Genomic DNA, 25,645 nt, shown 5'->3' on the forward strand with positions numbered 1-25,645 from the left:
CGGCTTCAGGGGAACGAAAAACACGGCGAAAACGCTGGCAGAGGCATATCAGCAGGAGCACAAGAGACATGCCGAAATGTTTGATCGTCGGCGCGAGCCGCGGCATCGGGCGGGAATTCGTCGCGCAGTATCTTGCCGACGGGTGGGAGGTTCACGCCACGGCGCGCAAGGAATCGGATTGCGCCGAACTCCGGGATTCCGGTGCTTCCGCCTATCTCGCCGACGTTGCCGATGAGGACGCGCTGTCCCGCCTGGCCGGCGATCTGCCGGGCGATTTCGACCTGATCGTCCACAATGCCGGGGTCGGCACGCAGGAGCGGGAAGGTCCGATCGACGATGTGGACCCGGCGGATTGGGAACGGGTGATGCGGATCAATGCGCTCGGTCCGATCCTTTCCGCACGCCGGCTGAAGGGCAAGCTGAAGGCGCCGGGCGGCACGTTCGCCGTGCTCAGCTCGCTGATGGGCTCGATCGGCGACAACGGCTTTGGCGGCTATTGGACCTATCGCATGTCGAAGGCGGCAGCGAACATGGCGGTGAAGAACATGGCCATTGCGTTTTTGGAGGATGGGATCGGCGTGGTCGCCCTGCATCCAGGCCACGTCCAGACCGACATGGGCGGCAGCGGCGCGCCGGTCAAACCCGCTGATTCGGTGTCGGGAATGCGATCGGTGATTCGCGATGTTCGCCCCGGGCAGGATGCACTGTTCCGCGACTATCAGGGCAAATCGCTGTCCTGGTGATGTCGAGGGTGGGACTGTAATAGCCTCGGCTGCCGGCGGCCGGCCGGAACAGGTCCTGAAAGCCGAACAGCGTTTCGGCCGCCCCCAATATGATAACGCCGTCCGGGGCCAGCGCCGTGCGCAGCCGTGCCAGAACCTCGGCCTTTCGCTCGCGCCCGAAATACATCAGCACGTTGCGCGCGAAGATGATGTCGAAGCATTCCCCGCCGGGCAGGGGGTGCATCAGGTTTCGCGGCAGGAATCGCACGCGGGAGCGAATGTCGTTTTTCAGCCGCCACCGTTCTCCCTCCTTGGTGAAGTGCTGCAGCAGCCTGTGGGTGCTGAGGCCGCGCTGCACCTCGAACTGTGTGTAGAGCCCTGACCGTGCGCGGGTCAGGGCCGATCGCGACAGGTCGGTTCCGAGAATCTCGATACCCCATCCGTGCCAACTGGCCCGCTCCTCGGCGAACATCATGGACAGGGAATATGGCTCCTGCCCCGTGGAGCACGCGGCGGACCAGATACGCAGACGGCGCTCTGCGCTGCGCGCTGCCTTCAGTCGCGGCAGGACGCTCGCTTGCAGCTCGTCGAACGGGGCGCGGTCGCGAAAGAAGAAGGTCTCGTTGTTCAGGAGCGCCTCGGCGATGTCCGGCTCCAGCCGCGACGGGTCCTTGGCCAGCGCAGCCGCAAGCGCGTCGAGATCGGCGCAGCCTTCCCGCCGCATGATCGCCGACAGGCGGGCTTCGAGGAGGTAGGATTTTTCCTCGGAAAACTTCAGGCCGGAATAGCGCGCGCAGAGATCGGCATAAACCGGAAAGCTGCGCGGCGGAGCGGCGGTGACCGGCCGCAGGGCGGGCGCAGCACCGGCTGCCGCGCAGCGGGCGGCGGGCCGCGGGAAGGGCGATGCCGGAGCGGTCATGCCGCAAGCTCCGTGCGGATCAGGCGCGACAGGGCGCTGAGGGGCAGCACGGCGTCGCTGAGGCCGGCGCGCGCGATGCTGCCCGGCATGCCCCAGACCGTCGATGTCCTGGCATCCTGCACGTAAAGGCGCGCGCCAGCGGCCTTCAGCTCGCGCGCGCCCTCCAGACCGTCGGAACCCATACCCGTCAGCACGATTGCGAGTGCGTGCTGGCCCCAGGCGGCGGCGCTTCGAAACAGCGGATTGACCGACGGCCGGCAGAAATTTTCCGGCGGCGCGTCGGTCAGAATGGAAACCGCCTTGTCGTTCCTCGTGCGTCTGACTTCCAGATGACGTCCGCCCGGCGCCACGTAGATATGCCCGGACTCCAGCACTTCGTTATCCCCGGCTTCCCGTGCGGGATGTCCGCTCGTGCGTGCCAGATGCTCGGCGAAGACCGCCGTAAAGGTCGGCGGCATGTGCTGCGTGATGACGATCGGGGCAGCGAGCTGTGAAGGGAGGTTCGCCAGAAGGGTGAAGAGGGCGTTGGGCCCGCCGGTCGATGCGCCGATGACGACGATTGCCGGACGGGGGCCGGGCGAATATCGAAGCGCGTTGCCGATCCTTTGCGGCGCCTGCGCCGCCCGCTGCGCCGGGCGCAGCGAACGGCCCGCGGGCGCGCGGCGACCGAGCGCCTCGATCCGGCGCAGGAAATCCGCGCGAAACCCCTGTGCCTGGCTGCTCGCCCAGCCGCTGTCCGGCTTTGCAAGTGCATCGGCCGCGCCCATTTTCAGCGCGTCCATCGTGATGCGCGCGCCGCGGCGCGACAGCGTCGATGCCATCAGGATGCGGACGCCCGGCGACAGCGCCAGAAGTTCTGGAAGAACATCGAGCCCGCCAAGCTTGGGCATTTCGATGTCCAGGATGACGATGTCCGGATTGCAGCTTGCGATCAGTTCGCGCGCCTCCTCTCCGTTTTTTGCAGCGGCGACGATGTCGATACCGGCCTCGCGCAGCCAACGTTCGAACAAGGCGCGCGTGACGCCGCTGTCGTCGACCAGCATGACGCGAATGGGCCGGTCCGCGGGGCGTGGGTCAGGCGGACCGGCCGCTGGAAAGGGCTCTGTGGGCATAACGCCGAATGTCATGTCGCCGTCCGAAGGGCTCGCCGGCTTCGCGTCGGGCCCGGTCAGATCAGACCGACCTGCTCCAGCTTGGCCTTGATGATCTCCCGGTCGAACGGCTTCATGATATATTCGTCCGCACCGGCATCCATGGCGGCGCGAATATGCTCCATGTCGTTCTCCGTCGTGCAGAAGATCACCGTCGGGCGCTTCTCCGCCGGTCGCGCCCGCAGATTCTGCAGGAACTGCAGCCCCCCCATGACAGGCATGTTCCAGTCGAGCAGAATGACATCCGGCATGGCCGAGCCGCAACGATCCAGCGCCTGTTGACCGTCTCCGGCTTCGTCGATGTCGAACGAGAAATCCTCCAAGATACGTCGCGCGACCTTTCGGATCACCTTGGAATCGTCGACGATGAGGCAGGAATGCATGGTTGAACGTCCTTTTTTGCGGGCGGCTATGGCCTGTATGATTCTTTAGAACGGACTGGTTGCCAGCCCGTTAAGCAGCGGCAACGATCTGCGCATCCGGGCACCCGGACAGCAGCGCCGCCGCGTCGAGCTCCAGGATCAGGTCTTCTTCCCGTCGCACGATCCCGCGCGAGACGGCGCGCCAGTGCGCCGGCAGGGTGGGTGGATCGGGCTCGCGGTCCGCCTCGGAGACGGCCAGCACCTCGCCGACTGCATCGACGATCAGCCCGTGCGCCTCTCCATCGAGGGATACGACCACGCACATGCTTCGCTCGCCAATTGTTGGTGGAAGACCAAGACGCGCGCGCAGGTCGATGGCGGTGACGATATGCCCGCGCAGGTTCATCACGCCCGCGATCCAGGGCGCCGCACGGGGCACGGGCGTCACTGTTCCGAGACGGATCACATCCTGCACCTGCATGACGTCGATGCCGAGCGCGCGGCCAGCCAGGCTGAGAGTAACGATTTGCGTCGCCGAATGCGTCATGCCGCGCGGTCCTTCAGGCTGGTGGCGAGTAGAGTCAGAAGGCGCTCACGGTCGAACTTCGCGACGTAGCGATCGAAACCCGCCGCGATCCCTGCGTCCATATCGTCTTCGCCCGCCAGGGAGGACAAGGCGACCATCGGTACCTTGGCCCAGGCGCCGCCGCCCCGAACCGCGCGGGCGAAATCGAGACCGGATTTTCCGGGCATTTCGATGTCGGACAGGATCAGATCGACGCGCTTTCCGCTTTCCCGCATGGCCAGCGCTTCGTCGACGCCCGCCGCGGTCGTAACCGTGTATCCGGCGGAATCGAGGAGCGGTTTCAGCATGTTACGAAAAAACGGGCTGTCATCGACGACAAGGATGTCGGCCTTGATACTGCCCGGGGTTGGCCGGGCGCTGTAAAGCATGTCGCCTTCGCGGTCAGAGCGGCGGCGCAGCAGATATGCGACATCGATGAGGTCGGTCGCCTTTCCTGCGATGATTGCAGTGCCGAGGCGGGCGGGGTCAGAGGAACTGATCTCCAGCGAAACGGCGGCATCCACAATATCGACGACCTCGTCGACGGCCAGGGCGACGGTGTCGTGGAGGTCGGAGAAAACCAGCGCGATCTGCCGGCCCGTCTCGGCCGGGCTCCACGCCTCGTCCATACCGACGAGCGGAACCAGCCGCTCGCGCAGTTGCACGACATAGCCTCCGCCGGCGCGTTCCACGGCAGCAGCGTCCAGATCTTCGATGCGTGTGACCAGCGACAGCGGAACGGCAAAGGGCTGTACATCCCGGCCGGCGCGAAACACCAGCATCGCATCGCGCCCATCCTCGGGCGCTGCGGCCTTGTCGTCATTCGCCGGATCCTCCCCCGCCACGTCGGCGAGATCGGCGGCGATCCCGTTCATATCCAGGATCATGATGACGTTTCCGTCCCCCAGAATGGCGTTGCCGGAATAGAGCGGAAGGTCGGAAAGCGTACGGGACACGGGTTTCACGACCAGTTCCTCCGTGTCGTAAATACGGTCGACGATGATCCCGAAATGAAGACCGGCACTTCGGATCACCAGAACATGGTCGGCGGCGGTGGGGGGGATTTCCGCATCTTCAGCGGCGTCGCCGTACAGGGCCGTGCTGAGGCTTGCCAGCGGCAGCAAACGTCCGCGCAGCCTTAGGACGGGGGCACCCGCGACATGCTCGATTCGGTGTTCGCTGCCCTCGCCCGTGCGCACCAGCTCTGCGACGGCGATCTGCGGAACGGCAAATCGCGCCTCCCCGACGCCGACGATCAGCGCCGGCATGATGGCCAGCGTCAGCGGTATGCGCAGCTTGAAGCGCGTGCCTTGCCCGGGGGTGCTGTCCACCTCGATCGCGCCGCCGATCTTTTCGACGTTCGCGCGCACGACGTCCATACCCACGCCGCGGCCGGACACGTTCGTCACCGCTTCGGCCGTGGACATGCCGGGGTGAAAGATCAGTCGGCACAATTGCGGTTCGCCCGCTGCCTTTGCCTCCGCCGCCGTCATCACGCCCGACGCGACGGCCTTCTCACGAAGCCGGTGCGTGTTGATGCCTCGCCCATCGTCCGCGAGGGTGATGGTGATATGCCCGCCCTCCTGCGTGGCCGAGAGGCTGATCGTGCCTGTTTCGCGCTTGCCGGCGGCTGCGCGCTCGGCGGGCGCCTCCAGGCCGTGATCGGCGGAATTGCGGACCATATGCGCCAGCGGGTCCTTGATGAGTTCCAGCATCTGCCGGTCGAGTTCGGTGTCGCCGCCCTCCATGACCAGATCGATGCGCTTGCCGAGGTCGACCGCGAGCGTGCGCACCATGCGCGGCAGGATGTTCCAGGCGCCGGAGATGGGCTGCATGCGTGTACGCATGACGCTTTCCTGCAACCGCCCGATCTGCGCGCTGAGCCGGTCGATGGGGAGGGCGAGGTCGGCCGCGTCTTCACGCCGGCGTTCCTGCATCAACTGATTGCGGGTCAGAACCAGTTCCGACACGCTGGTCATCAGTTCCTCCAGCAGGTCCACGGACACGCGAATGGTCTGCGCGGCGCCGCTTCGACCGAGGGCCGGAGGGTCTTGGTCCTCCGAGGGGTCAGTAGATGCGGGTTCAGGGGGCGCGCAGGCGGCCGAGCCGTTCCCGGCTTTGTCATCCTGCGCCGCGCGGTCCTCAGCGGCGAGCCCTTCGAGCCTCTCGATCAGGGCGGTGTCGTCGCCCTCGGGTTCCGTCTCGGTCTGGGCGAGGCCGGCGGTGATGCTTCGAACCCGGTCGATGGCATCGAGTGTTGCCGTGACGATGGCCGCGTCGACGACGATCTCGCCGTCACGAACTTTGCCGAGCAGCGTCTCGGCGGCATGGGCGACCCGTTCCAGCCGTGGCAGACCGATGAATCCGCAGGAGCCCTTCACCGTGTGGACGAGGCGGAAGATCGTCGCCAGCGCTTCCATGTCATCCGGGTCGCGCTCGAACTTTACCAGCTCGTTGTCGGCAGTTTCCAGATTTTCCGCAGTTTCGTTCAGAAACTCCTGGAGAAGTTCGTCCATGCGCTGAGCGGTCCCCGAAATGATCTCGGGCCCGGTTTTGCGCAGCCAGTGGTTAAGGTGGCTTTAAATCAGCCCGGCAGAGTCACGCCGAAGACGAGGACGCCTTCCTCCTCCATGATGTTGACGCCCACGCCGGCCTCCTCGGCCAGCATGTGCACCAGATACGCGCTGGCGGCGCGCGGCGTCAGTTCCTCCAGCGTGACGCCCCCGGTCAGGGCGCTGCGCAGTTGCTCGTCGAGGAGTACGCGCGGTCCCTCTGCCCGCACGACCACTTCGGTGGCGCCGTTATGAACTTCGCTGGCAACGAGCAGCGTTCCGCCGCGCAGCAGCGCATCGCCGGCGATCATCGCGAGATTCAGGAGCATTTTGACCGCGCCCTTGGGCAGGGAGTGGCCCGCCACCTGCCATTCCACCTGCGTGCGCTTGTCGGACCCGAACAGCCCCTCCAGCGCCGCCTGCGCCTCCCGCGTATCGACATTGTCGCCGAAACCGCCAGCGGCACCGAATGCAAGGCGGAAGAACTTCAGCTTGTTCGCGGTCTGACGTGCGCTGTCCGCAAGCAGTTCCATGCAACGCGCGCGCATGTCCGGATCGGTTTCGTCGGCGAGCAGTTCGACGCCGTTATAAAGCGATCCCACCGGGCTGACGAGGTCGTGGCATAGGCGCGAACAGAGGAGGCTGGCGAAATCGGCGGAATTCATAAACCCTCTTCAATCGGTAGCGATGACCCTAAACCCCTCACGCGAAGCTTGTCACCCCGATAAGGGATCGGACAGCCTCGATATGAGACGGGAAGCAGACCGCTAGCCGTCGTTGCGACCCACCGAACGGGGCTGAATGCGGCGAATTCCAAAGGCAGCGACGCGGCCGTCGTGAAGTTGGGTCAGTTCGAACTCGACCCGGTCGCCCTCGCCCACCTCGTTCAGTCCGCTCGCCTTTAGCGCGGAAATGTGAACGAAAACGTCGACCGCACCCAGATCCGGCTTGATGAACCCGAATCCCTTCTTGCGGTCGAACCATTTCACATTGCCCTGCGCCAAGACCTGCCTCGAATCCCTTAGAACCGTTTCAGCGTGATAGGCCGAAACCGCCCGTGAAGACCAGTTTCACCTGTAACATAGGCGCCTATCGCACCGGGCGCTGCGATGATCCACAGCCGCCCATCGGGGGCCGCGCGTGCTGCATCCGTGACGGAGGGCGCGATGTCGCCGCTCGGATGCGAATGGAAGTAGCCAAGAAGCGCAGAACCGCCGCTGCGTGCGGCGCGCTGGACCGCGAACAGCGCCTGCGGATCGATTTCGAAATGGCGCTTGGGCTCGGCTGCGACATTGGCCGCGGGCAGGGCCGTATCGATGCGCGTTCCCTCGCCCAGCAGCAAACCGCACGCCTCTTCCGGCGCCGCGGCAGCAGCGTGTTCCAGAATTTGCGCGGACGCGCCCCTTGCGATTCGCCACGTCATCGACGACAGCGACTGCCGAATGACGGACGCTTTGTCGACGGTAGAGGTATGGATTGCGGAGACGGCGGCCGGCATGCGGCTCGACCGCGCGCTGGCCGACGCTCTTCCGCAATTTTCCCGCGAGCGGCTGAAGGCCCTGCTGAAGGCCGGGGCGGTGCAGGGCGGGCGGGGTGTCGAGCGCACCGCCAGCCGCAAGGTGACCGCTGGAGAGCGGCTGACCGTCGATGTGCCCGCGCCGACGCCTAGCGCGGCGGAGCCCCAGGATATTCCGCTCGACATCGTGTACGAAGATGCGGGGCTGATCGTCGTCGACAAGCCGGCGGGCCTCGTTGTGCATCCCGCTGCCGGCAATCGCGACGGAACGCTCGTCAATGCGCTGCTGCATCATTGTGGCGGAGAACTCAGCGGCATTGGCGGCGTCACCCGGCCGGGAATCGTCCATCGCATCGACAAGGATACCTCCGGCCTTCTGGTTGCTGCGAAAACGGCTCATGCCCACATGGCGCTCGCCGCGCAGTTCGCCGCGCACAGCGTCGGCCGCCGCTATCTCGCCATCACGCGCGGCGTGCCGGTGCCCCCGGCCGCCCGTGTCGAGGGAAATGTCGGCCGCTCCCCCAAGAACCGCAAGAAGATGGCGGTGCTGGACGATGGCCGGGGCAAGGCCGCCGTCACGCACTACCGCACGCTGCGCGCCCTCGAAGATGCGGCGCTGATCGAGTGCCGGCTGGAGACGGGGCGCACGCATCAGGTGCGCGTCCACATGGCGGCGCAGGGCTTCCCGCTTCTCGGCGATCCGCTGTACGGCGGGCGCGGCGTCAGGTCGCAGTCCGCGCTTCTGAAGCGTCTCGGCTTCGCGCGTCAGGCGCTTCATGCCGCGATCCTGCAATTCGAGCATCCCGACCGCAAAGAAATTCTCACTTTCGAAAGCCCGCTGCCGGCGGATATGCAGGAACTGGTAAGCGCGCTTTCTCGTTCTTGACATGAAGGGAAATCGCCGGGCGGCGCCGTATATAAAGGGCCGCTGAAAAGCGAAACGCAGGCGGGCGCCGTACCCGGACCGCCGGCGAAGAGAGGATAAAGAGGCATGGCAAACGCAGTACCGGCGACGATCCCCGCACTGGGCGGGGGCAATTCGCTCAACCGCTATCTCAGCGAGATCAAGAAATTCCCCGTCCTCCAGCCGGAGGAGGAATATATGCTGGCGAAGCGCTGGAAGGAGCATCAGGATCGCGATGCCGCCCACCGTCTCGTGACCAGCCATCTGCGTCTCGTCGCGAAGATTGCCATGGGCTACCGCGGTTACGGTCTACCGGTCAGCGACCTGATCTCGGAGGGCAATGTCGGGCTGATGCAGGGCGTCAAGAAATTCGAACCCGACAAGGGGTTCCGCCTGTCGACCTATGCCATGTGGTGGATCCGCGCTTCGATACAGGAATTCATCCTGCGGTCCTGGAGCCTCGTGAAGATCGGCACCACGGCGGCGCAGAAGAAGCTGTTCTTCAATCTTCGCCGCATGAAGAGTCAGATCGATGCGCTGGAGGACGGTGACCTGCATCCGGACGACGTCAAGAAGATCGCGACCGAACTGAAGGTCTCGGAGGATGAGGTCGTCTCCATGAACCGCCGCATGTCGCGGGGCGGTGACACCAGTCTGAACGCGCCGCTGCGCGCCGATGAAGGCGACAGCGAATGGCAGGACTGGCTGCAGGACGACGATCCGCTGCAGGACGAGATTGTCGCCGACGAGCAGGAGGCGGATGTGCGCCATGATCTTCTGCTTGCCGGGCTGGATACGCTGAACGACCGCGAGAAGCATATCATCACCGAGCGGCGCCTGACGGAGGAACCGCAGACCCTGGAGGAACTCAGCCAGGTCTACGACATCAGCCGGGAGCGCGTGCGTCAGATCGAGGTGCGGGCCTTTGAGAAGCTGCAGAAGGCGATGAAGGACCTCGCTGAAGAGCGGAAGCTGCTCGAACCCGCCTGATCGCCATCTGCCTTTGACCCGCTCCCCGATTTCCGTTTAAGCCTCGGAAATCAGGGAGGGGTACAAGGCGGTTTATGGCATTGGCACGGAAGAAGCGGCGTGGATTCCGCAAGAAGAAGCGCCAGCCCCTCCTGCGATTTATATTTCGAGCGCTTGTCGCCGTTTTCGCCTTCTCGGTTCTGTGGACGCTCGCCTACCGCTTCGTTCCCGTTCCCCTGACGGTTCCGATGATCCAGGATTATGCCGGGGGCCGGCCCGTCCGGCGCGACTGGGTATCCTTGGAGCGCATCAGCCCCGATCTTGCGCGCGGTGTCATCGCGGCGGAGGATGCCAAGTTCTGCGCGCATGACGGCTTCGACGTCGCAGCCATCGAGAAGGCGCTGGAGGAAAATGAGGAAGGGGGGCGGCTGCGTGGCGCTTCGACCATTTCCCAGCAGACCGCCAAGAACGCGTTCCTTTGGCCCGGGCGCAATTTTGTGCGAAAGGGGCTCGAGGCCTATTTCACCGTCCTGATCGAGTTCCTGTGGGGCAAGGAACGGATCATGGAGGTCTATCTGAACATCGCCGAGATGGGACCGGGCGTCTATGGTGCAGAGGCTGCCGCCGAGTATCATTTCGGCAAGTCCGCCGCCCAGCTGACGCGAACCGAGGCCGCCCGCCTGGCGTCCATTCTCCCAAACCCCATCGAGCGGAACGCCGGCACCCCGGGCCCCTTCGTCCGCCGCCACTCCAGCAACGTCCAGCGCTGGATCGGCATCGTCGAAGCCGATGGGCAGGACGATTGCATCTACGGCTAGGCCGCGCCCATGCGACGCCCAAGCCGCTGCACCAGCCGCTATGATCCTTGCCAGCCTCGCTCGGCCGAGGGACGTGACGATCGTGCTCCGCTGCCTAAAGGCGGTCGAAGCGTTCTCATCTCCCGGCGCGAAACGGGGGCAACCCTGGCACCTTTCTGGTGCGACAGTTTGACCTCGCGAACGAAATACAGGGAACGCTGTTTCGCCTCGTTGAAAATTCGGCCGAGATATTCCCCCAGCGGCACCGCGGATTTCTGATGCCGCTCCTCATCGCTTGCGTGGCCCTCGGTTGGCATCGTTGGAGAGGTGGGGGCGCCAGTCCGCCCGCCGCCACCCCGTCTTAGAACGGAAGTTTGAAGCCTGGGGGGAGGGGGAGGCCGCTGGTCATCTTGCCCAGCTCTTCGGCGGATTTGGCATCGGCCTTGCCGCGCGCGTCGTTGAAGGCGGCGGTGACGAGGTCCTCGACCATTTCCTTGTCGCCCGGCGTCATCAGGCTTTCGTCGATGCTGACGCCTAGGATGCGGCCCTTGGCGGTCGCGCGGACCGTGACGAGACCGCCGCCCGCCTCGCCGGTCACTTCCATCGTGTCGAGCTTTGCCTGCGCCTTGTTCATTTCCTCCTGAACGCCTTGCGCGGCCTTCATGATGTCTTCGATGTTGTTCATAACGCGTTCCTTTGCGTGCTGTGGGCGGAGACGCCCGCGCCGTCCGCATCCTCCGTTCCCGTCAGGTCATATTCGATCAGCTGGGCGGCGGGAAAGATATCCATGACGCGGCGCACGGCCGGATCGTCGAGCACAGACTGCCGTTCGGCCGCCGCGCGGGCTTCCTTTTGCTCCTGAACCGTCGCGGCGCCGGCCACATCCTCGAAACGTACGGAAAGGTCGACGCCGAACTCCCGCCGTACCTCCTCCCGAAGCTCGCGGACGCGCTCGTCATGCGCGCGGCCGGACAGCACCAGTTCCGTTTCGCTGAACCCGACGCAGGCCACCTGATCGTGCAGCCACGCCTCCACCTTCGGTTCCGCCTTCACGAAGAAATCGAGAAGCTGGTCGTATGATTTCGGCAGCCCCTGAAAAACCGGCTGACGGGGCGGCGCTGGGTGCGCCTGCGCCGGCGACGCGAGCGCGGTCGGGGCGGCGGTAGCCGCAGGAGCCTCCGCCGGTGCGGCTTGCGCGCTGCTTGCCGCCGCGCCGTCCAGCGCCTTCAGAAGAGCGCCCGGATCGGGCATCTGCGCGGCGTGGATCAGGCGCAGGATCGCCATTTCCGCCGTTTGCAGCGCCATGGTACCGCGCTTCACCTCTTCCAGTCCCTTCAGCAGGAGCTGCCAGAAGCGGTGCAGCACACTGGCGGACAGCTGGTCGGCCCATTCCGCCAGCTTCTGCTTGCCGTCGGCGGAGGTGACGAGGTCGACGTCCGCGCCCACCTGCATGCGCGTGATCGAATGCACCGTCTCCAGCAGCGCCTCCAGCGCCATGTCGGGACCGACGCCGAGCGTGTACTGCGCGTTCAGTTCGCCCAGCGCGCCCTTGCTGTCGCCCTCCAATATGCGTGCGAGCAGGTCGCGTGTGCGGTTCCGGTCGCTGAGGCCCAGCATGCCGCGCACCGCCTCTGCCGTGATGGCGCCGGACCCATGCGCGATGGCCTGATCGAGGAGGGAGAGGCCGTCGCGGACGGACCCCTCCGCGGCGCCGGCGATCAGCTTCAGCGCATCCGGCTCGATCTCCGCGCCTTCCTTTGCCGCGATCTCTCCGAAATGCTGCGCCAGCCGCTCCGCCGGAATGCGTTTCAGGTCGAAGCGCTGGGTGCGGGACAGGACGGTGACGGGGACCTTGCCCACCTCCGTCGTCGCCATGATGAACTTCACATGCGCCGGCGGCTCCTCCAGCGTCTTCAGAAGCGCGTTGAACGCGTTCTTCGACAGCATGTGGACTTCGTCGATGATGTAGATCTTGTAGCGCGCCGACACGGCGGCGTAGCGGGAGGCGTCGATGATCTCGCGCACGTCGTCGACACCGGTGTTGGAGGCGGCGTCCATCTCCACCACGTCGATGAAGCGCCCCTCTCCGATGGCGCGGCAGGGTTCGCACTGGCCGCACGGGTCGATGGTCGGGCCGCCCTTGCCGTCCGGCCCGATGCAGTTCAGCGCCTTCGCGATCAGGCGCGCAGTGGAGGTCTTCCCGACGCCGCGCACGCCCGTCATCAAAAAGGCGTGGGCGATGCGGTCCTTGCTGATCGCGTTCGCCAGCGTCTGCACCATGGCATCCTGACCGATCAGGTCGCCAAAGCTGGTGGGCCGGTATTTGCGCGCGAGCACCAGATAGGGCTGAGCCGGCGCGGCGCGGCCACCCTCGGCGGCGGGTGCGTCCACGGCATCCTCGGTGGGCGACTCTAGGGAAAATTCCGACATGGCCCCGAACCTAATGGCTCCGGCCCGGAAAAACGAGGGTGCTTTGACGTTGAGGTGGGAGCCGGAACGACCCGCAGACGGTATCGTTACGGCTGCTTCCTTCCGGACCTGACCGGGTTCGCGAGCGCCGCGTCCGCCCGACTCCCGCGCCGCCATATGGAGAGGCGAAGGGCGCTTGGCAAGTTCTGTCTCGGGGGAGTTGCACCCGCGCCCTCGCTCTGCTTCAGGAGGACGCAGCATGGTAGATTTTTTCGACCGCCCGTTCACGGCTGCCGCGACGGGCTTCACCGGGTCCGCCCTAGACCGGGCCGATGCGATGCGCGGCGACGAGCAGGCGGTTTTCGCTGCGCGCATGCATCCCGGCGCGCGCTGGCTGATGCTTGACGATCTGCGGCCGCACTGCACGGCGGACGGGGCGCTGCACTGGGCGCGCCGCGCGGATCTGCCGGAGGACGCCGAACATGTCTTTCTGGGGTTGCAGGACGGCCTGCCACGCTTCGCATGCGCGGGGTGCTATGGCGATGACGACGCCGCGCCGCAGGACGCGCGCGCGGCCGCCATGCACCTGCCGGCTGGTGACGGCGCCGTGCTGGCGCAGGCGCGCTCGCTCATCGACTGGCACGGCCGCCATCGCTTCTGTGGCGGTTGCGGTGCCCCGACGGAGGCGCGGAAGGCGGGCTATGCCCGGCAGTGCACCGGCTGCGGCCTTGAACATTTTCCGCGCACCGATCCCGTCGTCATCATGCTGGCCCTGCACGGTGAGGGGGCGGGACAGCGCGCGCTTCTCGGTCGGCAGGGGCGTTTCCCGCCCGGCTTCATGTCTGCGCTCGCCGGCTTCGTCGAACATGGCGAGAGCCTGGAGGAAGCCGTACGCCGCGAACTGTTCGAGGAAACCGGCGTGCGGACGCACCGCGTCGCCTATGTCGCCAGCCAGCCCTGGCCATTTCCGTACAGCCTGATGATGGGCGCGTTCGCGGAGGCACCATCCGATCAGATCAAGGTCGACGGCGAGGAGATCGTGGAGGCGCGCTGGTTCACCCGCGACGAAATCGCCGCCGCGCTGGCCGGGGAGGGCGAACTGCAGGTGCCGCCGCCCATGGCGATCGCGCACACGCTCTTGAAGACCTGGATTGAGAACCCATGATGGGGGATCACTGTCAGTTGCGAGATTTGTCCTAGACGATGGCACCACCGAAGAAATCCTGGGGCTTCCCGCGCTGGGGAGAATATGAGGCGAAAGGCTTCGACGCCGCCACCGTGCGTATCTGCGATCGGCACGGCTGTGAGGAACGGGGTGACTGCCCGGCACCGAAATCGCCCAACAGCAAGGATCGCTGGTATTTCTGTGAGAAGCATGCCGGTGAGTACAACCGGAGCTGGAATTATTTCGAGGGGCTGACCAAGGAGCAGCAGGCGGAGCGCCAGCGGGAAGAAGCCGCCGCGGCGTCTCATTCGACCGCCGCGCAGTGGGGCTGGGCGGGGTCTGGAGACGGGTCGCGCAGCCGCGCCGAGATGGACGCGCTGGACCTTTTCGGCCTCGATCCCGATGTGGATTTCGACCAGATCAAGCTCGCCTACCGCAAATGGGCCAAGGATCATCACCCCGATCGCAAGCCGGGCGACAAGGAGGCCGAGCGCCAGTTTCAGGCTGGGCAGGCCGCCTACGACATTCTGAAGCGCGCCGAGGACATGAAGGAATGGAAGGGCGCGGATTGAAACCGGTCCGCGCGCGCTGGAACGGCGCCATTCTGGTCTGCGGCAAATGCTCGAAGAAGGTGAAGGGCGGTTTTGGCCGCGGCGGGAGGAAACCGCTTGCAAAGGCGCTTCGAAAACATTGCCGGATCGCCAAGGGGCACGAGGGGCATGTCGGCATTGTCGAGACGAAATGCCTCGATATTTGCCCCAAGGGTGCGGTCGTGGCTCTGAACTCGGCGCAAACCGGCCTTTGGCACATCGTGCAGCCCGGCGCCGACCTCGACGAGGTGGCGCACACTCTGAACCTTGACTGCCCGAAATAGCGTCCTGCCATCTCCGGACGCGCGTCTGGCCGGTGCCCTTTCCGGACCGACTGCAATCATCCTGTCATGGAAACGCGTCATGCTGGCGCCCGTTCGGCCGCCCGCAAGGCCGTGCCAGATAAAAGGGATTTACCGAATGAGGACCTTATCCTGCGCTGTCGCAGCGCTCCTCGCTGCAAGCGCGCTCGCGCCTGCGGCTGCGAAGGACAATTCGCTCTACATGGGTATCGAGGGCGGCTATCTGCTGCCGGGCGATGCCGAATTCACGGATGGAGACGACGTTCGCCGTGTGACGATCGATCATAGCGGCTCATATGACCTCGGTGCCTTCGCCGGTTATGATTTCGGTTTTTTCCGCGCCGAGATTGAGGGTAGCTACAAGCGCCTCGAGGGCGATACCATCTATGTCAGCGATGCCGTTCCGGCTCTGCCCGGCGGTGGTGAAGGCCTCGATTCGGCGCTCTATCGCAGCGGCACGTTCCCGAATGCCACCGACGATTCGCGCATCCTCAACGGCATGCTCAACCTGATGATCGACGTTGGCGGCAATGACGGGATTGGCTTCATGGCCGGCGGCGGCGCCGGTTTTGCCAGCCTCGACCTCGAATATGCGCTTGCTGATGGCGGCCCCAACATCGTCGACGACACGGATTTCGCTTTTGCCTATCAGGGCGTTGCGAAGATTTACGGGCCGGTCAGCGACAATGTCGATTTCGGTCTGAAATACCGCTACATGCGCGTGCCGGAATTCGATGCGGCGTTCGCGAACAGCGCGGTTTATGACGGCCGCTTCTCCTCCCATTCGCTCTTGGCCTCCGTTAGCTACAATTTCGGCGAGCCGGCCGCACCGCCCCCTCCGCCGCCGCCGCCACCGCCGCCTCCCCCGCCGCCCCCTCCTCCTCCTCCGCCTCCGCCGCCGGTCGTTGAAGACTTCATCGTGTTCTTCGATTGGGACAAGTCGGACATCACGGCGGAAGCCGCCGACACGCTGAACCGTGCGGCCGCGGCCTACAAGGAAACCGGCTCGGCCCGCATCACGCTTGCCGGCCACGCCGACCGCTCGGGTCCGGCCGACTACAATGTCGGTCTGTCGCAGCGCCGCAACGAAGCGGTCCGCGATTACCTGACGGGTCAGGGCATTCCGACGGGCGTCATCTCGTCCGAGGCATTCGGTGAAAGCCAGCCGCTCGTTGAGACGGCCGACGGTGTGCGCGAGCCGCAGAACCGCCGCGTCGAGATCAACCTCGGCGGTGCCGGCTCCTAAGAGTCAGCGCCTCCAAGGCAAGAAAGAGGGCCGCTCCCATCATGGGGGCGGCCCTTTTTTTGTCATATGTCCGAGTTCTCAGCCGCCGCCGGGCTGTTTGGGGCCGGAACCGGCGACGCGGGCATTGCTCGGCTCGGGTTTTTCCTGCGGCGCGCGGGTCCAGTCGATGCGGTACAGGTCGAACCGGCGGTCGCCCAGATTCTGCACCGTCCCCTCCGCCCTTGCCCAGGTCAGATCGTCCAGATTGACATCGGCGATGGTCAGCGCCTCTATATTCTCGCTCGCTTCCGCCGCGATTCCATCCCGCGCGAAAGGGAAATCGCAGGGCGTGATGATGCAGGACTGGGCGTACTGAATGTCCATATTGTCGACGCCTGGCAGATTGCCGACATTGCCCGACATGACGACATAGCACTGGTTCTCCACCGCCCGCGCCTGGCAGCAATAGCGCACGCGCATATAGCCCTGGCGTGTGTCGGTGCAGAACGGCGTAAAGATGATGCGCGCACCCTCGTCCACCAACCGGCGGGCGAGTTCGGGAAACTCGCTATCGTAGCAGATGAGGACGCCGATGGGGCCGCAGTCGGTCTGGATGACGCCGATTTCGTCGCCGCCCTTGATGTTCCACCAATAGGCCTCGTTGGGGGTCGGGTGGATCTTTTCCTGCGCGTGGATCGAACCGTCGCGCAGGCAGACATAGGCGACGTTCTGAATGTCGCCGTCGTCCGTGCGCGTCGGGTGCGAGCCGCCGATGATGTTGACATTATAGGCCAGAGCCAGGGTCGACAGGGCCTCCACCAGGGGGGCGGTGTGCTCGGTCAGGCGGTCGATGGCCTGCGCCGGGGTCAGCTTCTCAGTCTCGAAGGACAGCAAGGAAAGCGTGAACAGCTCGGGGAACACCACGAAGTCGCTGTCGTAATCGGCTGCCACATCGACGAAATATTCGATGTTCGACAGGAATTCGTCGAAATCCTTCACGGGGCGGGCCTGCAATTGCACCGTTGCCAGGCGCACGCCGTTCACGCCGCGTGGTACGCGGAAGCGCTTGGATTCCTCCGGGTCCACATAGGGGTTGCGCCAGACCATGTGGACGGCGTGCCCCTTCGACTGCTCGTCTTCCGGCAGGTAATCCTTCAGAATGCCGAGCGGCTGGAAACCGTTTTTCAGCTGGAAGCCGAGCGTGGTGTCACGCACCTTTCCGGCCTGCACCTTCTCGAGATATTCGTCCGGGTCAGCGACGCGGCGGCGGGAGAGCGCGCGGGCAAAGCCAGGCATCCGTCCCGCGAAAACGATGCCCTTCAGCTCCAGCCGTTCGACGAGCGCCCGTCGCGCTTCGTACAGGCGGCGACCTATGCGCAGGCCGCGCTGCTTTGCAGCAACCACCATCTCGATCCCGTACAACCAGTCGCCGGTCGCGTCGTGGCGGCTGCCATAACCGTTGCCCGAAATCGTTTCCCAATCGTGGGGCGACAGGGCGACGGCCTCGTCGATCCGGCTGGATGCGCAATAGCCGACGATCTCGCCCTCATAGACGGCGACGAACTGGCCATCGGGAAAATTGTTGATCTGCCCGCGGATCATGCCGGGCGTGTAGTTCTCCACACCGACATACACACGGCCGATCAGGTCCAGGATCCTGCGAACGTCGCCCGGCCGGGCGTTGCGAACTTCAAGGCGGGGGGCGGTGCGGTTCGGCAAGTCTTGTCCTTCTGTCGTCACGGAATTCGCCGGCGCGCCGGGCCGGCACGCAGCGTCAGCGGCGCAGCATCACATTCATGTGGGCGGCCGCAATCGGCCGCTCCCGCTCGTCCTGCCACGCCTCGACCTGCACGTTCGCCACGCGCCGGCCCATACGAACGATACGCGCGGCAGCGTAAACCGTTTCCGTCTGGCCGGCGCGCAGATAATCGACAGTGACGTTGATGGGCAGAACACCGGGCAGCATGTCCTCTTGCCGGAATTGGTGGATCACCTGCGCAATGGCAGCCAGTTCCATCAGTCCCGCCACGGCCCCGCCATGAAGCCTGGGCGGCTGCGGCGAACCCACCAGCGATTTCCGGTATGGCACGATCAGCGTGACCTGATCGCCCTCGATACGGTATTCCGCGCCCAGTGTGTCCGCATAGGGAATGCCGGAAAGCGGCCCTTCGTCCGCATCCGCCATTTGCGCAGCAAGAGCGTCGAAACTCATGATTTCGCACCCTTCGTGAACATGAAGCAGCCCGTCATCAATGCCAGCGGATCCTCCCGCTCGCCGTCATGGGCATAGCCGCGCACGAAGGCGACGGACTTCGTCATGCGCTGAACCTTGGAATAGCCGAACACGGTTTCGCCGGGCCGGGCAGGGCGCAGATAGTCGAGGCGCAGGTCGAGGGTGGCGTGGCCCGCCGCCGAACGCCGCGCCGCGTGCACGGAAAACCCGCCAACGGAGTCCATCAGGGTAAAGATCGCGCCGGATGCGATGACGCCCTTCTCCCCGTTCTCGCCGGGATAGCCGACGATATGCGGCGACCAGGGCAGCGTCAGTTCCGCCCAGTCGCGGCCCAGGCCGGAAAATTCGATACCGAGGGCGCGCACATGCGGCACGTGCGACATGAAATGTTCGACGACCGGTTTCATCATCTTGTTCAGCATGTGCGCGCTCCTCAGGCGGCCAGACGCTTGGCCGTATCCCGGATCAGCGCGATCATGTTGGGAATACCCTGCGTGCGGTTCGATGAGAGGTGTTTCGACAGTTCGAACGGCGCCAGCCGCGCCTCGAGGTCGGCGGCGCGCACATCGGCGGCGCTCTTGTCCTGCACCAGCGTCAGGATCAAGGCGACGATCCCCTTCGTGATGGCGGCGTCGCTGTCGGCCAGGAAATGCAGCCGCTCGGCGTCCGCGGTGACGGGATAGACCCAGACATTGGCGCTGCATCCGCGCACGCGCGTCGCGTCCGTTTTCAGCGCGTCCGGCATAGCCTCCAGATCGCGGCCCAGATCGATCAGCAGGCGGTAACGGTCGTCGGGGTCGAGGATGTCCCAATCCTCTTCGATGCGGTCAAATTCGCTCATGCGGTTAGCTAGTGGGTGCCCGTGCCCCGCGGGTCAAGGGCTGCGCGGCCAGGCGGGGCTCGGTGCAGCGAATGTCGCCGGAATATACACAATAAAGGGGGTTATCACTCGTCGAATACCAAGAATACCAAAGGGCGGTTCGCGTCGGTTGGCTCCTTGTCGGATTTCATCGGTCTGTCGGGACTGGGCACGTGGCGCTTTTTCTTCGAGGACGACTCGCATCTTGATGCGCTGGCGATTCGCAACATCACGCTCTCGCTCGAAAGCGCAGACGCGCAGACGCGCCGACCGACGTGCCGGCGCCGGGGGCGCTCGCGCTTCTCGGCATGGGCAGTCTGGCGGTTGCTGCGCTGCGCCGTCGCCGCGGCTGATTCCCATTCGGCAGGATCGGGTGCGCCGCCCTCGTGGGAGTCGGCGCACCACGACCCTTATTCAAGGGCGCGCGCGTAGGGTCACAGATCGACGCCGGCGGCAATGGCCTCCAGCCGGCGTACGCGTTCCTTCAGGTCGGCGACCTCGATCCGGCCCATGGTGGTGGTGCCCATGTCGCGGCGCTGGTGCGGCGAGACATCCGCGCCGCCGAGTTCCGCGCGTTTCAGGTCCAGCCAGCCCCGCCAGCACCAGGCGAAGAGACCGGCTGCGATCACCGCGCAGGCAAGGCCGGCGGCAACGAAGATGATGGTGGTTTGAACATCAGGCACAGCTATCAATCCTTCTTGTCCGTATCGGCCGTCCCAGTCCCGTTTTCCATGTTCGGGTCCGTCCCGTCGGAACCCGTCTCGGCGTGCGTTTCGGCAAGCGCCTCGATTTCGTGCGACAGGCGTGTCGGCCTGTCCGTGGCAATTCGTTCCAGGGTCGCGATGCGCGCTTTCAGGTCGCTGACCTCCCGGCGCAGCGCCGCCTTTTCCGGGTCGCCGCCTCGGCCGCGCGCTTCGAGTTCCGATCCCCGGCGAGAGGCGACGATGCCGACGACGACAGCAATCAGTGCGATCAGGATGATGGTGGCAAACCAGCCCATTCCGTTCTCCTTGTGCTCGACCGGCGTCTAGTTGGCCCGCTCGCTTTTCAGCGCTGCGAGATCGTGGTCGAGGCGGTGGGCAGAGTCAGTGACGATCGTTTCGATCGCGGCCAAGCGGTCCTTCACGCTGCCGATCTCCGCACGCAGCTGCGAATTTTCCTGCGTCAGAAGCCGGATGCGTTCACGGTCCTCGCTTGTCGTCCGCGGATGCAGGGCCTGGCCCCAGGTGCCGTCGAGTGGATAGCCGTTCTTGATACGCATCCACGTTGTGGCGACCCAGCCGGCAATCCCCGCCGCGCCCAGCATCATGCCTCCGGCGATGATCCAGGGCAGGTTGCGGATGACGATATCCGATGCGTCCATGTCGCTGCTCCCTTCCTTCCGATTTCGCGCCCGCGCTTACTGCGGCCGGCTACTCGCCCTGTCACGGCGCAGATCCTCGATCTCGGCCGCCAGATGCGCGCCGCCGTCTGTTGCGATCCGTTCGAGGACACGGACCCGCTGTTCCAGCCGCTCGACTTGGCCAGTGGCGGTCGCGGCGCGCTCGGCCGCTTCGCTGGCGGCAAGTTCGAGCTGCTTTTCCTTCAGTTTCAGCCAACGCTTGCTGAAATCTCCAAACACCCCCGCGATCACCGGAATGCCGACGACAATGAAGAAAAACAGAACCCAGCCGTCCATCAGCGCGTCTCCTTGTTCAGGTCCCGCAGGCTATCGATCTCGTCGGACAGGCGCTTTGACGGATCGGTGGCGATGCGTTCAAGGACGGAGAGGCGCTCCTCAAGCCTGCTGACCTGCCCGCGCAGCTTCTCGTTTTCGCTGGTAAGGAGCTCGACCTCGCGCTTGGATTCCACCCGGTGGACGGCCTTGCCGCCGCCCCAATCGTCGGTCAGCGGGTAACCGTGCTTCGCCTGGATCCAGTTCTTGGCGATGGCGATGGCGCCGCAGATGGCGATGATCGCGATGACGAAGAACGGTGAGCCCCAATCCATGTTTTCCTCCCTTTTTGTCCTGTGCGGCCCGTTACGGCCTGACGCTTATTTCAGTGCGTCGATTTCCCGCGCCAGCGAACTGTTCGACGTCGTGTGATGCTTCTCGATGGACGAAAGGCGGCGGTCGAGCGCCCGGAAGCGGGCGTGCACGTCGCGGATCGTTCCCTGCGGCGCACGGCGCGCTTTCATCTGGAACTGGCGTTCCTCGGGCGCCGGACTCGGCAGATAGGCCGGCCGCTTGTCGGCGAAGAAGCCCACCAGCAGGTAGAGGAAGAGCGTCATGCCGCCGGTCATCCACAGCGAGACGAACAGACCGACCCGCCACCACAGCGCCTCTATGCCGGTATAGTCGGCAAGGCCGGCGCACACCCCCATGAACTTGCCCTCATGCTTGTTCAGATAGAAGCGGCTGGGGGAATAGGGTTTGTCCAATTGGTCGTGCGTCCTCATGAGATCCTCCTGATGTTGGAGCGTTCGCGGTCCTCGATCTTGCTGTCGAGCATGTCGCGGTCATCGCTGTGGCTGAGACGGCGCCATTCGGGGCTGTCCACGTCCATGATGCGCTCGATGCTCTGGATACGTTCGTCCAGCCGCTGCGAAATGTGGTAGAGATCGTCGAGGAGCTGCTCGTCGTCCGTTGAAATCGACCGGCCCTTTTTCCACTGCGACATGTAGTGAAGCACAATCCAGGGCAACGCGACGAAGATGGCGATGATGGCCACTACCGGTTCCATGGCTCAATCCTCCTGCTTCTGATGGGTCAGACGGTTCTTCAACTGTTCGAGTTCGGCTTCCACCGCCTCGCTCGCCTGCAGTTCCGCGAACTGGCTTTCCAGCGTCTGGGTCTCCCCCAGCGCGAAGGCATCGGCGCGGCCCTCCGCATCGTCGACGCGGCGCTCAAGAATGTCGAAGCGGCTGAACGCATCGGCCGTCTTTTCGCCCTTTAGAATGGTGCCGACACGCACGCGGTTATTCGCCGTTTCGAGGCGCTGCAGCAGCGCGCCCTGGCGCGCGCGGGCCTCGCGCAGCTTGGCCTCCAGCTTCTGAATGTCCTTTTCATAGCTAGTCAGAGAGTCGGCAAGCAGGTCGACCTCCGCCTGAAGCTGGGCCGCGCGGCCGCCGGTCTTCTGCTTCTCGATCAAAGCGGCCTTGGCCAGGTCCTCGCGGTCCTTGGACAGGGCAAGTTCCGCCTTTTCCGCCCAGTCGATGCTGGCGCGCTCCAGCTTCACGATGGAACGGCGCAGTTCCTTTTGATCGGCAATCGTGCGCGCAGCGCTTGCGCGCACTTCGACGAGCGTCTCTTCCATCTCCATGATGATCATGCGGATCATCTTCGCCGGGTCTTCCGCCTTGTCGAGAAGGTCGGTGACGTTGGCGGCGATGATGTCGCGTGTTCGGGAAAAAATGCCCATCCTTGGTACCTCGCTGTTCATTCGGTTGCCCCGACCCGGTGGGGGCGGGGAATGGAACCGGCGCGGGTGGGACTGGGTAGGGATCCCGCGCCGGCTCCTGCTGGCTAGGCGGCGATGGCGCCGTCAGCCGAACTTGCAACCTGGACCGACGGTGCCGTCCATTCATCGGCGCGGGGGTCGGGGCCGACGGCCGCGTAAAACACGCTGATGGTCATCAGGGCGGCGCCGAAGACGCCGACCAGGCTGCGGACAACGCTTTGGTTCGCTACGTTCGTGAACATTGTGTGGCTCCTTCTTCTGGCTGTTCGAATGTTTGTTTTCTTATGCCGCCGTCTTTGCATAGGGCGTGCCAGTTTTTCATTCTTCCAGTAAGTCCATGATCAAACGAAGGAATAAAAATTCAGCCATTATTCATTGGGGTATGCGTTCTGAAGCGGGTTGCTAACCATTGGTGAAAAATCCTAATATGTGGCAATGGAGCAAACGACGCGCCTTGTCGGCCATTCGACGGTGCTGCTCGATGCGATCGAGCGGGCCAGTCGTGCGGCTGCGCTTGACCGCCCGGTTCTGGTGATCGGCGAACGCGGGACGGGTAAGGAGATGGTGGCGGAGCGGCTGCACAGGCTCAGCCCGCGCTGGGATCAGCCGTTCCTGTCGGTGAATTGCGCGGCGCTTCCTGAGAACCTCCTCGATGCGGAGCTGTTCGGCTACGAGCCCGGCGCCTTTACCGGCGCCACCAAGGGTAGGGCGGGGCGATTCGAGGAGGCGGACGGCGGCACGCTGTTTCTGGACGAACTGGGTACGCTGACCCCGCCGGCGCAGGAACGTCTGCTCCGGGTCGTTGAATATGGGGAGTTCGCGCGCCTCGGCTCCAATCAGGTGCGACGCGTCAACGTCCGCATCGTCGGCGCGACGAACGCCGATCTTCCCGGCCTTGCGGAAGAGGGGCGTTTTCGTGCCGATCTTCTGGATCGCCTGTCTTTCGAGGTCGTCACCCTTCCGCCGCTGCGGGTGCGGGGAGAGGATATCATGGATCTTGCCTCGCACTTCGGGCGGCGCATGGCGGTAGAGCTGGGCTGGGACAATTTTCCGGGCTTTTCCGATGCGGCGGCGGAGAAGCTGCATTCCTATCCGTGGCCCGGCAATGTCCGCGAACTGAAGAATGTCGTCGAGCGCGCGGTTTACAGCAGCGATGCACCGGACCGGCCGATAGACAGGCTGCGCTTCGACCCCTTCGAATCGCCTTGGCGGCCGGCGGCGGAGGTCGAGGAGCCAGCGCCCGCGGCGGAAATCGGACATGAAAAGGCCGTTCACGATCATGAGGATTGCGACGACCTGCGCCAGGCTGTTCACGACTATGAAAAGGCGATCCTGATGGCGGCGCTGCAGCGTTGTCGTTTCAATCAGCGGGAAACGGCGATGGCGCTTGCGCTGACCTACGATCAGCTTCGTCATGCTATGAAAAAGCACGACCTTCACAAGAACTGATAATCATTATCAACTTCCTGCTGTGATTAGTTTTCTTGCGGACCTTCACGCGGTCCTGCGCATTCATTAACCGACATTCCGAACAACAGCAGGAGACCGACTGACATGGCATTCTCACTTCCCCCGCTTCCCTATGATCGCGGTGCGCTGGCCCCGCATATCAGCGAGGAAACGCTGAACTATCACTACGGCAAGCATCACAAGGCCTATGTCGACAAAACGAACGCCGCGATCGAGGGTACCGATCTTGAGGGCAAGACGCTGATCGAGGTGTTCAAGGCGGCGAAGCAGAAGGGCGATCAGGGCCTGTTCAACAACAGCGCCCAAGTCTGGAATCACACCTTTTACTGGCACGGCATGACCCCGAATGGCGGTCAGCCGACCGGCGACATTGCGGCGAAAATCGACGAGGCCTTCGGCAGCTTCGACAAGTTCAAGGAAGAGTTCGCGTCGAAGGGCGCCGGCAATTTCGCCAGCGGCTGGACCTGGCTGGTGGAAAAGGACGGCCAGCTCGCTATCGTCAACACCGACGATGCATCCAATCCCATTGCGGAGGGGACTGGCAAGCCGCTCCTGACGATGGATGTGTGGGAGCACGCCTATTATCTCGATCGCCAGAACGCGCGTCCGGACTATATCGACCACTTCTTCCAGGTCGTGAACTGGGAATTCGTCGGCGAATGCCTCGGCAAGGACGAGGCGGACCTGATCCCCGAATTCAACTGATCGGTCCCTCTGGATTGAACGGGAAGGGGCTCGGCGCCACGCGCCGGGCCCCTTTTCTTTGCGGAGCCTGTGTGGGATGGGCGTCGGCGTCGGCCTGGGTTGGCGAGGGCAGGCGGAACCTCTTTCCTGCGGTCGGCGTTTGCGGCCTCATGGCCTACCGTTCGATGCTTTCCGTCTCCGCCCTCGGTGCCCTTCTCGTTCTCGGCGCCTGTTCGTCTGCCTCCGACGACCCCGCGCCGGATGCGACCGCAACGGAAAGCTCCACAACGGAGATCGCCCCTTCGCCGGAATCCGCCACGCAGGAAAATTCGGCCATGGCGGATGCGGACGACGAAGCCGTCACGCCCGCGACTGCCGATGGCGTGCTCGGGCTGGAGGGGCTGGGCGAGCTTCGCATCGGTGAGCCGGTGCCGGCGGACGGTACATGGGCAGAGCGCGGCGCGCAGACCGGCGATGCCTGCCGCACCGTCAGTTCACCCGACTATCCCGGCGTCTACGCCATCGTCACGGACGGCCAGGTCCAGCGCATCACGGCCGGCCAGCGATCCGACGTGACGCTGGCCGAGGGGATCGGCGTCGGCGCGAGCCAGGCGGAGGTGACGGAATGGTTCGCCGGCTTCCGTGAGGAGCCGCACAAATATGTCGAGGCGCCGGCCAAATATCTGACCGCGCCGAACGCGGAGAGCGGCGAATCCGCTCTGCGCTTCGAAATCGGCGAGGACGGCAAGGTCAGCATGATCCATGTCGGTGTCATGCCGGTCCTCGCCTATGTGGAGGGCTGCGCGTAGCG

General features: G+C 64.7%; 35 protein-coding genes and 1 other RNA gene. 12 read left to right on the forward strand and 24 right to left on the reverse strand.

The genetic code is table 11. The features are described from left to right. Positions 1-68 precede the first annotated feature (68 nt). Complete coding sequence (locus tag C725_RS07380; protein WP_038282267.1) at positions 69-743, forward strand: SDR family oxidoreductase; 675 nt, start codon at positions 69-71, stop codon at positions 741-743. Here the strand turns inward: C725_RS07380 and C725_RS07385 are convergent. The 8 genes from C725_RS07385 to C725_RS07420 form a co-directional block, all read right to left on the reverse strand. Then, the gene (locus tag C725_RS07385) at positions 637-1,641 is read right to left on the reverse strand and encodes a CheR family methyltransferase (RefSeq protein WP_008601537.1); all 1,005 of its coding nucleotides are present in this window, start codon (positions 1,639-1,641) and stop codon (positions 637-639) included. The two genes, C725_RS07380 and C725_RS07385, sit on opposite strands and share 107 nt — an antisense overlap. Continuing rightward, the gene (locus C725_RS07390) at positions 1,638-2,768 is read right to left on the reverse strand and encodes a protein-glutamate methylesterase/protein-glutamine glutaminase (RefSeq protein ID WP_200858596.1); all 1,131 of its coding nucleotides are present in this window, start codon (positions 2,766-2,768) and stop codon (positions 1,638-1,640) included. Before C725_RS07390 ends, C725_RS07385 begins: the two co-directional genes overlap by 4 nt. Before the next feature lie 41 nt (positions 2,769-2,809). After that, positions 2,810-3,175, reverse strand: a complete 366-nt coding sequence (locus tag C725_RS07395; RefSeq protein WP_008601541.1) for a response regulator — start codon at positions 3,173-3,175, stop codon at positions 2,810-2,812. Positions 3,176-3,245: 70 nt separating this feature from the next. Further along, positions 3,246-3,701, reverse strand: coding sequence for a chemotaxis protein CheW (locus tag C725_RS07400; RefSeq protein ID WP_008601543.1), 456 nt, complete (start codon positions 3,699-3,701; stop codon positions 3,246-3,248). Next, positions 3,698-6,235 carry a hybrid sensor histidine kinase/response regulator gene (locus C725_RS07405; RefSeq protein ID WP_008601545.1) on the reverse strand — a complete coding sequence of 846 codons (2,538 nt, stop codon included), beginning with the start codon at positions 6,233-6,235 and terminating at the stop codon, positions 3,698-3,700. The genes C725_RS07400 and C725_RS07405 overlap by 4 nt, the downstream gene beginning before the upstream one ends. 68 nt (positions 6,236-6,303) lie before the next feature. Then, on the reverse strand, positions 6,304-6,936 hold the full coding sequence (locus C725_RS07410) for a histidine phosphotransferase family protein (protein WP_008601547.1): 633 nt from the start codon (positions 6,934-6,936) through the stop codon (positions 6,304-6,306). A gap of 102 nt (positions 6,937-7,038) precedes the next feature. Further along, positions 7,039-7,275: a cold-shock protein gene (locus tag C725_RS07415; protein WP_008601549.1), complete on the reverse strand. Its 237-nt coding sequence runs from the start codon at positions 7,273-7,275 to the stop codon at positions 7,039-7,041. Between the two features lie 17 nt (positions 7,276-7,292). Beyond that, entirely contained in the window at positions 7,293-7,694 is a 402-nt protein-coding gene (locus C725_RS07420; RefSeq protein WP_038282271.1) for a M67 family metallopeptidase, read from the reverse strand. 19 nt (positions 7,695-7,713) lie between these two features. On the opposite strand from C725_RS07420, the gene C725_RS07425 reads away from it, so the two are divergent. From C725_RS07425 to mtgA, 3 genes are all read left to right on the forward strand, one after another. Beyond that, positions 7,714-8,673 carry an RluA family pseudouridine synthase gene (locus tag C725_RS07425; RefSeq protein WP_008601552.1) on the forward strand — a complete coding sequence of 320 codons (960 nt, stop codon included), beginning with the start codon at positions 7,714-7,716 and terminating at the stop codon, positions 8,671-8,673. A gap of 105 nt (positions 8,674-8,778) precedes the next feature. After that, positions 8,779-9,681: an RNA polymerase sigma factor RpoH gene (rpoH, locus tag C725_RS07430; RefSeq protein ID WP_008601553.1), complete on the forward strand. Its 903-nt coding sequence runs from the start codon at positions 8,779-8,781 to the stop codon at positions 9,679-9,681. 74 nt (positions 9,682-9,755) lie between these two features. Continuing rightward, positions 9,756-10,478: a monofunctional biosynthetic peptidoglycan transglycosylase gene (gene mtgA, locus C725_RS07435; protein WP_008601555.1), complete on the forward strand. Its 723-nt coding sequence runs from the start codon at positions 9,756-9,758 to the stop codon at positions 10,476-10,478. A gap of 340 nt (positions 10,479-10,818) precedes the next feature. Here mtgA and C725_RS07440 read toward each other — a convergent pair whose 3' ends face one another. From C725_RS07440 to ffs, 3 genes are all read right to left on the reverse strand, one after another. Next, positions 10,819-11,142, reverse strand: a complete 324-nt coding sequence (locus C725_RS07440; RefSeq protein WP_008601557.1) for a YbaB/EbfC family nucleoid-associated protein — start codon at positions 11,140-11,142, stop codon at positions 10,819-10,821. Further along, on the reverse strand, positions 11,139-12,887 hold the full coding sequence (locus C725_RS07445; RefSeq protein ID WP_008601559.1) for a DNA polymerase III subunit gamma/tau: 1,749 nt from the start codon (positions 12,885-12,887) through the stop codon (positions 11,139-11,141). The genes C725_RS07440 and C725_RS07445 overlap by 4 nt, the downstream gene beginning before the upstream one ends. 50 nt (positions 12,888-12,937) lie before the next feature. Then, an RNA gene (gene ffs, locus C725_RS15765) (signal recognition particle sRNA small type) lies at positions 12,938-13,036 on the reverse strand. 89 nt (positions 13,037-13,125) lie between these two features. Between ffs and nudC the strand changes: the two genes are divergently transcribed. The 4 genes from nudC to C725_RS07465 all read left to right on the forward strand — a co-directional run bounded on the left by nudC (position 13,126) and on the right by C725_RS07465 (position 16,169). Continuing rightward, on the forward strand, positions 13,126-14,031 hold the full coding sequence (gene nudC / locus C725_RS07450; protein ID WP_008601560.1) for an NAD(+) diphosphatase: 906 nt from the start codon (positions 13,126-13,128) through the stop codon (positions 14,029-14,031). A 38-nt stretch (positions 14,032-14,069) separates the two neighbouring features. Beyond that, a complete protein-coding gene (locus C725_RS07455; protein WP_008601562.1) occupies positions 14,070-14,603 on the forward strand; it encodes a J domain-containing protein in 534 nt (177 codons plus the stop codon). Beyond that, the gene (locus tag C725_RS07460) at positions 14,600-14,905 is read left to right on the forward strand and encodes a hypothetical protein (protein WP_008601564.1); all 306 of its coding nucleotides are present in this window, start codon (positions 14,600-14,602) and stop codon (positions 14,903-14,905) included. Before C725_RS07455 ends, C725_RS07460 begins: the two co-directional genes overlap by 4 nt. Before the next feature lie 136 nt (positions 14,906-15,041). Beyond that, on the forward strand, positions 15,042-16,169 hold the full coding sequence (locus C725_RS07465) for an OmpA family protein (protein ID WP_008601566.1): 1,128 nt from the start codon (positions 15,042-15,044) through the stop codon (positions 16,167-16,169). A gap of 78 nt (positions 16,170-16,247) precedes the next feature. Here C725_RS07465 and C725_RS07470 read toward each other — a convergent pair whose 3' ends face one another. The 4 genes from C725_RS07470 to C725_RS07485 are packed head-to-tail and all read right to left on the reverse strand — an operon-like array spanning position 16,248 to position 19,222. Beyond that, the gene (locus C725_RS07470) at positions 16,248-17,867 is read right to left on the reverse strand and encodes a GNAT family N-acetyltransferase (RefSeq protein ID WP_008601568.1); all 1,620 of its coding nucleotides are present in this window, start codon (positions 17,865-17,867) and stop codon (positions 16,248-16,250) included. A 55-nt stretch (positions 17,868-17,922) separates the two neighbouring features. Further along, positions 17,923-18,360, reverse strand: coding sequence for a PaaI family thioesterase (locus tag C725_RS07475; protein WP_008601571.1), 438 nt, complete (start codon positions 18,358-18,360; stop codon positions 17,923-17,925). Beyond that, positions 18,357-18,803: a PaaI family thioesterase gene (locus C725_RS07480; RefSeq protein WP_008601572.1), complete on the reverse strand. Its 447-nt coding sequence runs from the start codon at positions 18,801-18,803 to the stop codon at positions 18,357-18,359. The genes C725_RS07475 and C725_RS07480 overlap by 4 nt, the downstream gene beginning before the upstream one ends. Positions 18,804-18,814: 11 nt before the next feature. Next, complete coding sequence (locus C725_RS07485; RefSeq protein ID WP_008601574.1) at positions 18,815-19,222, reverse strand: SufE family protein; 408 nt, start codon at positions 19,220-19,222, stop codon at positions 18,815-18,817. 293 nt (positions 19,223-19,515) lie between these two features. Between C725_RS07485 and C725_RS16940 the strand changes: the two genes are divergently transcribed. Further along, on the forward strand, positions 19,516-19,593 hold the full coding sequence (locus C725_RS16940) for a PEP-CTERM sorting domain-containing protein (protein ID WP_149864608.1): 78 nt from the start codon (positions 19,516-19,518) through the stop codon (positions 19,591-19,593). An 81-nt stretch (positions 19,594-19,674) separates the two neighbouring features. Here C725_RS16940 and C725_RS07495 read toward each other — a convergent pair whose 3' ends face one another. The 9 genes from C725_RS07495 to C725_RS16400 form a co-directional block, all read right to left on the reverse strand. Continuing rightward, positions 19,675-19,923 (reverse strand): hypothetical protein, encoded by a 249-nt coding sequence (locus tag C725_RS07495; protein ID WP_008601578.1) that lies wholly within the window; start codon positions 19,921-19,923, stop codon positions 19,675-19,677. Between the two features lie 5 nt (positions 19,924-19,928). Beyond that, on the reverse strand, positions 19,929-20,240 hold the full coding sequence (locus C725_RS07500; RefSeq protein WP_008601580.1) for a hypothetical protein: 312 nt from the start codon (positions 20,238-20,240) through the stop codon (positions 19,929-19,931). Between the two features lie 27 nt (positions 20,241-20,267). Next, positions 20,268-20,603: a hypothetical protein gene (locus C725_RS07505; RefSeq protein WP_008601582.1), complete on the reverse strand. Its 336-nt coding sequence runs from the start codon at positions 20,601-20,603 to the stop codon at positions 20,268-20,270. A 36-nt stretch (positions 20,604-20,639) separates the two neighbouring features. Continuing rightward, positions 20,640-20,918, reverse strand: coding sequence for a hypothetical protein (locus C725_RS07510; RefSeq protein ID WP_008601584.1), 279 nt, complete (start codon positions 20,916-20,918; stop codon positions 20,640-20,642). After that, positions 20,918-21,229, reverse strand: a complete 312-nt coding sequence (locus tag C725_RS07515) for a hypothetical protein (protein ID WP_008601587.1) — start codon at positions 21,227-21,229, stop codon at positions 20,918-20,920. The genes C725_RS07510 and C725_RS07515 overlap by 1 nt, the downstream gene beginning before the upstream one ends. 45 nt (positions 21,230-21,274) lie before the next feature. After that, a complete protein-coding gene (locus C725_RS07520; RefSeq protein WP_008601588.1) occupies positions 21,275-21,679 on the reverse strand; it encodes a PspC domain-containing protein in 405 nt (134 codons plus the stop codon). Further along, a complete protein-coding gene (gene pspB, locus C725_RS07525) occupies positions 21,676-21,963 on the reverse strand; it encodes an envelope stress response membrane protein PspB (protein ID WP_008601590.1) in 288 nt (95 codons plus the stop codon). Before pspB ends, C725_RS07520 begins: the two co-directional genes overlap by 4 nt. Positions 21,964-21,966: 3 nt before the next feature. Continuing rightward, positions 21,967-22,641: a phage shock protein PspA gene (gene pspA / locus C725_RS07530; protein WP_008601591.1), complete on the reverse strand. Its 675-nt coding sequence runs from the start codon at positions 22,639-22,641 to the stop codon at positions 21,967-21,969. Positions 22,642-22,745: 104 nt separating this feature from the next. Next, complete coding sequence (locus C725_RS16400; RefSeq protein WP_008601593.1) at positions 22,746-22,922, reverse strand: hypothetical protein; 177 nt, start codon at positions 22,920-22,922, stop codon at positions 22,746-22,748. Positions 22,923-23,115: 193 nt separating this feature from the next. On the opposite strand from C725_RS16400, the gene pspF reads away from it, so the two are divergent. From pspF to C725_RS07545, 3 genes are all read left to right on the forward strand, one after another. Then, entirely contained in the window at positions 23,116-24,129 is a 1,014-nt protein-coding gene (pspF, locus tag C725_RS07535) for a phage shock protein operon transcriptional activator (RefSeq protein WP_008601595.1), read from the forward strand. 105 nt (positions 24,130-24,234) lie between these two features. Next, a complete protein-coding gene (locus C725_RS07540) occupies positions 24,235-24,855 on the forward strand; it encodes a superoxide dismutase (RefSeq protein ID WP_008601597.1) in 621 nt (206 codons plus the stop codon). Between the two features lie 149 nt (positions 24,856-25,004). Beyond that, positions 25,005-25,643 (forward strand): hypothetical protein, encoded by a 639-nt coding sequence (locus tag C725_RS07545; protein ID WP_008601599.1) that lies wholly within the window; start codon positions 25,005-25,007, stop codon positions 25,641-25,643. Positions 25,644-25,645: the final 2 nt, after the last annotated feature.

This window comes from Pacificimonas flava (assembly GCF_000342165.1).
Classification (GTDB): Bacteria; Pseudomonadota; Alphaproteobacteria; order Sphingomonadales; family Sphingomonadaceae; genus Pacificimonas; species Pacificimonas flava.

Bases quoted from the DNA above. Each gene is read 5' to 3' on its own strand.
- C725_RS07380 (WP_038282267.1), top strand. From the start codon at position 69: ATGCCGAAATGTTTGATCGTCGGCGCGAGCCGCGGCATCGGGCGGGAA.
- C725_RS07385 (WP_008601537.1), bottom strand. From the start codon at position 1,641: ATGACCGCTCCGGCATCGCCCTTCCCGCGGCCCGCCGCCCGCTGCGCG.
- C725_RS07390 (WP_200858596.1), bottom strand. From the start codon at position 2,768: ATGACATTCGGCGTTATGCCCACAGAGCCCTTTCCAGCGGCCGGTCCG.
- C725_RS07395 (WP_008601541.1), bottom strand. From the start codon at position 3,175: ATGCATTCCTGCCTCATCGTCGACGATTCCAAGGTGATCCGAAAGGTC.
- C725_RS07400 (WP_008601543.1), bottom strand. From the start codon at position 3,701: ATGACGCATTCGGCGACGCAAATCGTTACTCTCAGCCTGGCTGGCCGC.
- C725_RS07405 (WP_008601545.1), bottom strand. From the start codon at position 6,235: ATGGACGAACTTCTCCAGGAGTTTCTGAACGAAACTGCGGAAAATCTG.
- C725_RS07410 (WP_008601547.1), bottom strand. From the start codon at position 6,936: ATGAATTCCGCCGATTTCGCCAGCCTCCTCTGTTCGCGCCTATGCCAC.
- C725_RS07420 (WP_038282271.1), bottom strand. From the start codon at position 7,694: ATGACGTGGCGAATCGCAAGGGGCGCGTCCGCGCAAATTCTGGAACAC.
- C725_RS07425 (WP_008601552.1), top strand. From the start codon at position 7,714: ATGACGGACGCTTTGTCGACGGTAGAGGTATGGATTGCGGAGACGGCG.
- rpoH (WP_008601553.1), top strand. From the start codon at position 8,779: ATGGCAAACGCAGTACCGGCGACGATCCCCGCACTGGGCGGGGGCAAT.
- mtgA (WP_008601555.1), top strand. From the start codon at position 9,756: ATGGCATTGGCACGGAAGAAGCGGCGTGGATTCCGCAAGAAGAAGCGC.
- C725_RS07440 (WP_008601557.1), bottom strand. From the start codon at position 11,142: ATGAACAACATCGAAGACATCATGAAGGCCGCGCAAGGCGTTCAGGAG.
- C725_RS07445 (WP_008601559.1), bottom strand. From the start codon at position 12,887: ATGTCGGAATTTTCCCTAGAGTCGCCCACCGAGGATGCCGTGGACGCA.
- nudC (WP_008601560.1), top strand. From the start codon at position 13,126: ATGGTAGATTTTTTCGACCGCCCGTTCACGGCTGCCGCGACGGGCTTC.
- C725_RS07455 (WP_008601562.1), top strand. From the start codon at position 14,070: ATGGCACCACCGAAGAAATCCTGGGGCTTCCCGCGCTGGGGAGAATAT.
- C725_RS07465 (WP_008601566.1), top strand. From the start codon at position 15,042: ATGAGGACCTTATCCTGCGCTGTCGCAGCGCTCCTCGCTGCAAGCGCG.
- C725_RS07475 (WP_008601571.1), bottom strand. From the start codon at position 18,360: ATGAGTTTCGACGCTCTTGCTGCGCAAATGGCGGATGCGGACGAAGGG.
- C725_RS07480 (WP_008601572.1), bottom strand. From the start codon at position 18,803: ATGCTGAACAAGATGATGAAACCGGTCGTCGAACATTTCATGTCGCAC.
- C725_RS07485 (WP_008601574.1), bottom strand. From the start codon at position 19,222: ATGAGCGAATTTGACCGCATCGAAGAGGATTGGGACATCCTCGACCCC.
- C725_RS07500 (WP_008601580.1), bottom strand. From the start codon at position 20,240: ATGGGCTGGTTTGCCACCATCATCCTGATCGCACTGATTGCTGTCGTC.
- C725_RS07505 (WP_008601582.1), bottom strand. From the start codon at position 20,603: ATGGACGCATCGGATATCGTCATCCGCAACCTGCCCTGGATCATCGCC.
- C725_RS07510 (WP_008601584.1), bottom strand. From the start codon at position 20,918: ATGGACGGCTGGGTTCTGTTTTTCTTCATTGTCGTCGGCATTCCGGTG.
- C725_RS07515 (WP_008601587.1), bottom strand. From the start codon at position 21,229: ATGGATTGGGGCTCACCGTTCTTCGTCATCGCGATCATCGCCATCTGC.
- C725_RS07520 (WP_008601588.1), bottom strand. From the start codon at position 21,679: ATGAGGACGCACGACCAATTGGACAAACCCTATTCCCCCAGCCGCTTC.
- pspB (WP_008601590.1), bottom strand. From the start codon at position 21,963: ATGGAACCGGTAGTGGCCATCATCGCCATCTTCGTCGCGTTGCCCTGG.
- pspA (WP_008601591.1), bottom strand. From the start codon at position 22,641: ATGGGCATTTTTTCCCGAACACGCGACATCATCGCCGCCAACGTCACC.
- C725_RS16400 (WP_008601593.1), bottom strand. From the start codon at position 22,922: ATGTTCACGAACGTAGCGAACCAAAGCGTTGTCCGCAGCCTGGTCGGC.
- pspF (WP_008601595.1), top strand. From the start codon at position 23,116: ATGGAGCAAACGACGCGCCTTGTCGGCCATTCGACGGTGCTGCTCGAT.
- C725_RS07540 (WP_008601597.1), top strand. From the start codon at position 24,235: ATGGCATTCTCACTTCCCCCGCTTCCCTATGATCGCGGTGCGCTGGCC.
- C725_RS07545 (WP_008601599.1), top strand. From the start codon at position 25,005: ATGGCCTACCGTTCGATGCTTTCCGTCTCCGCCCTCGGTGCCCTTCTC.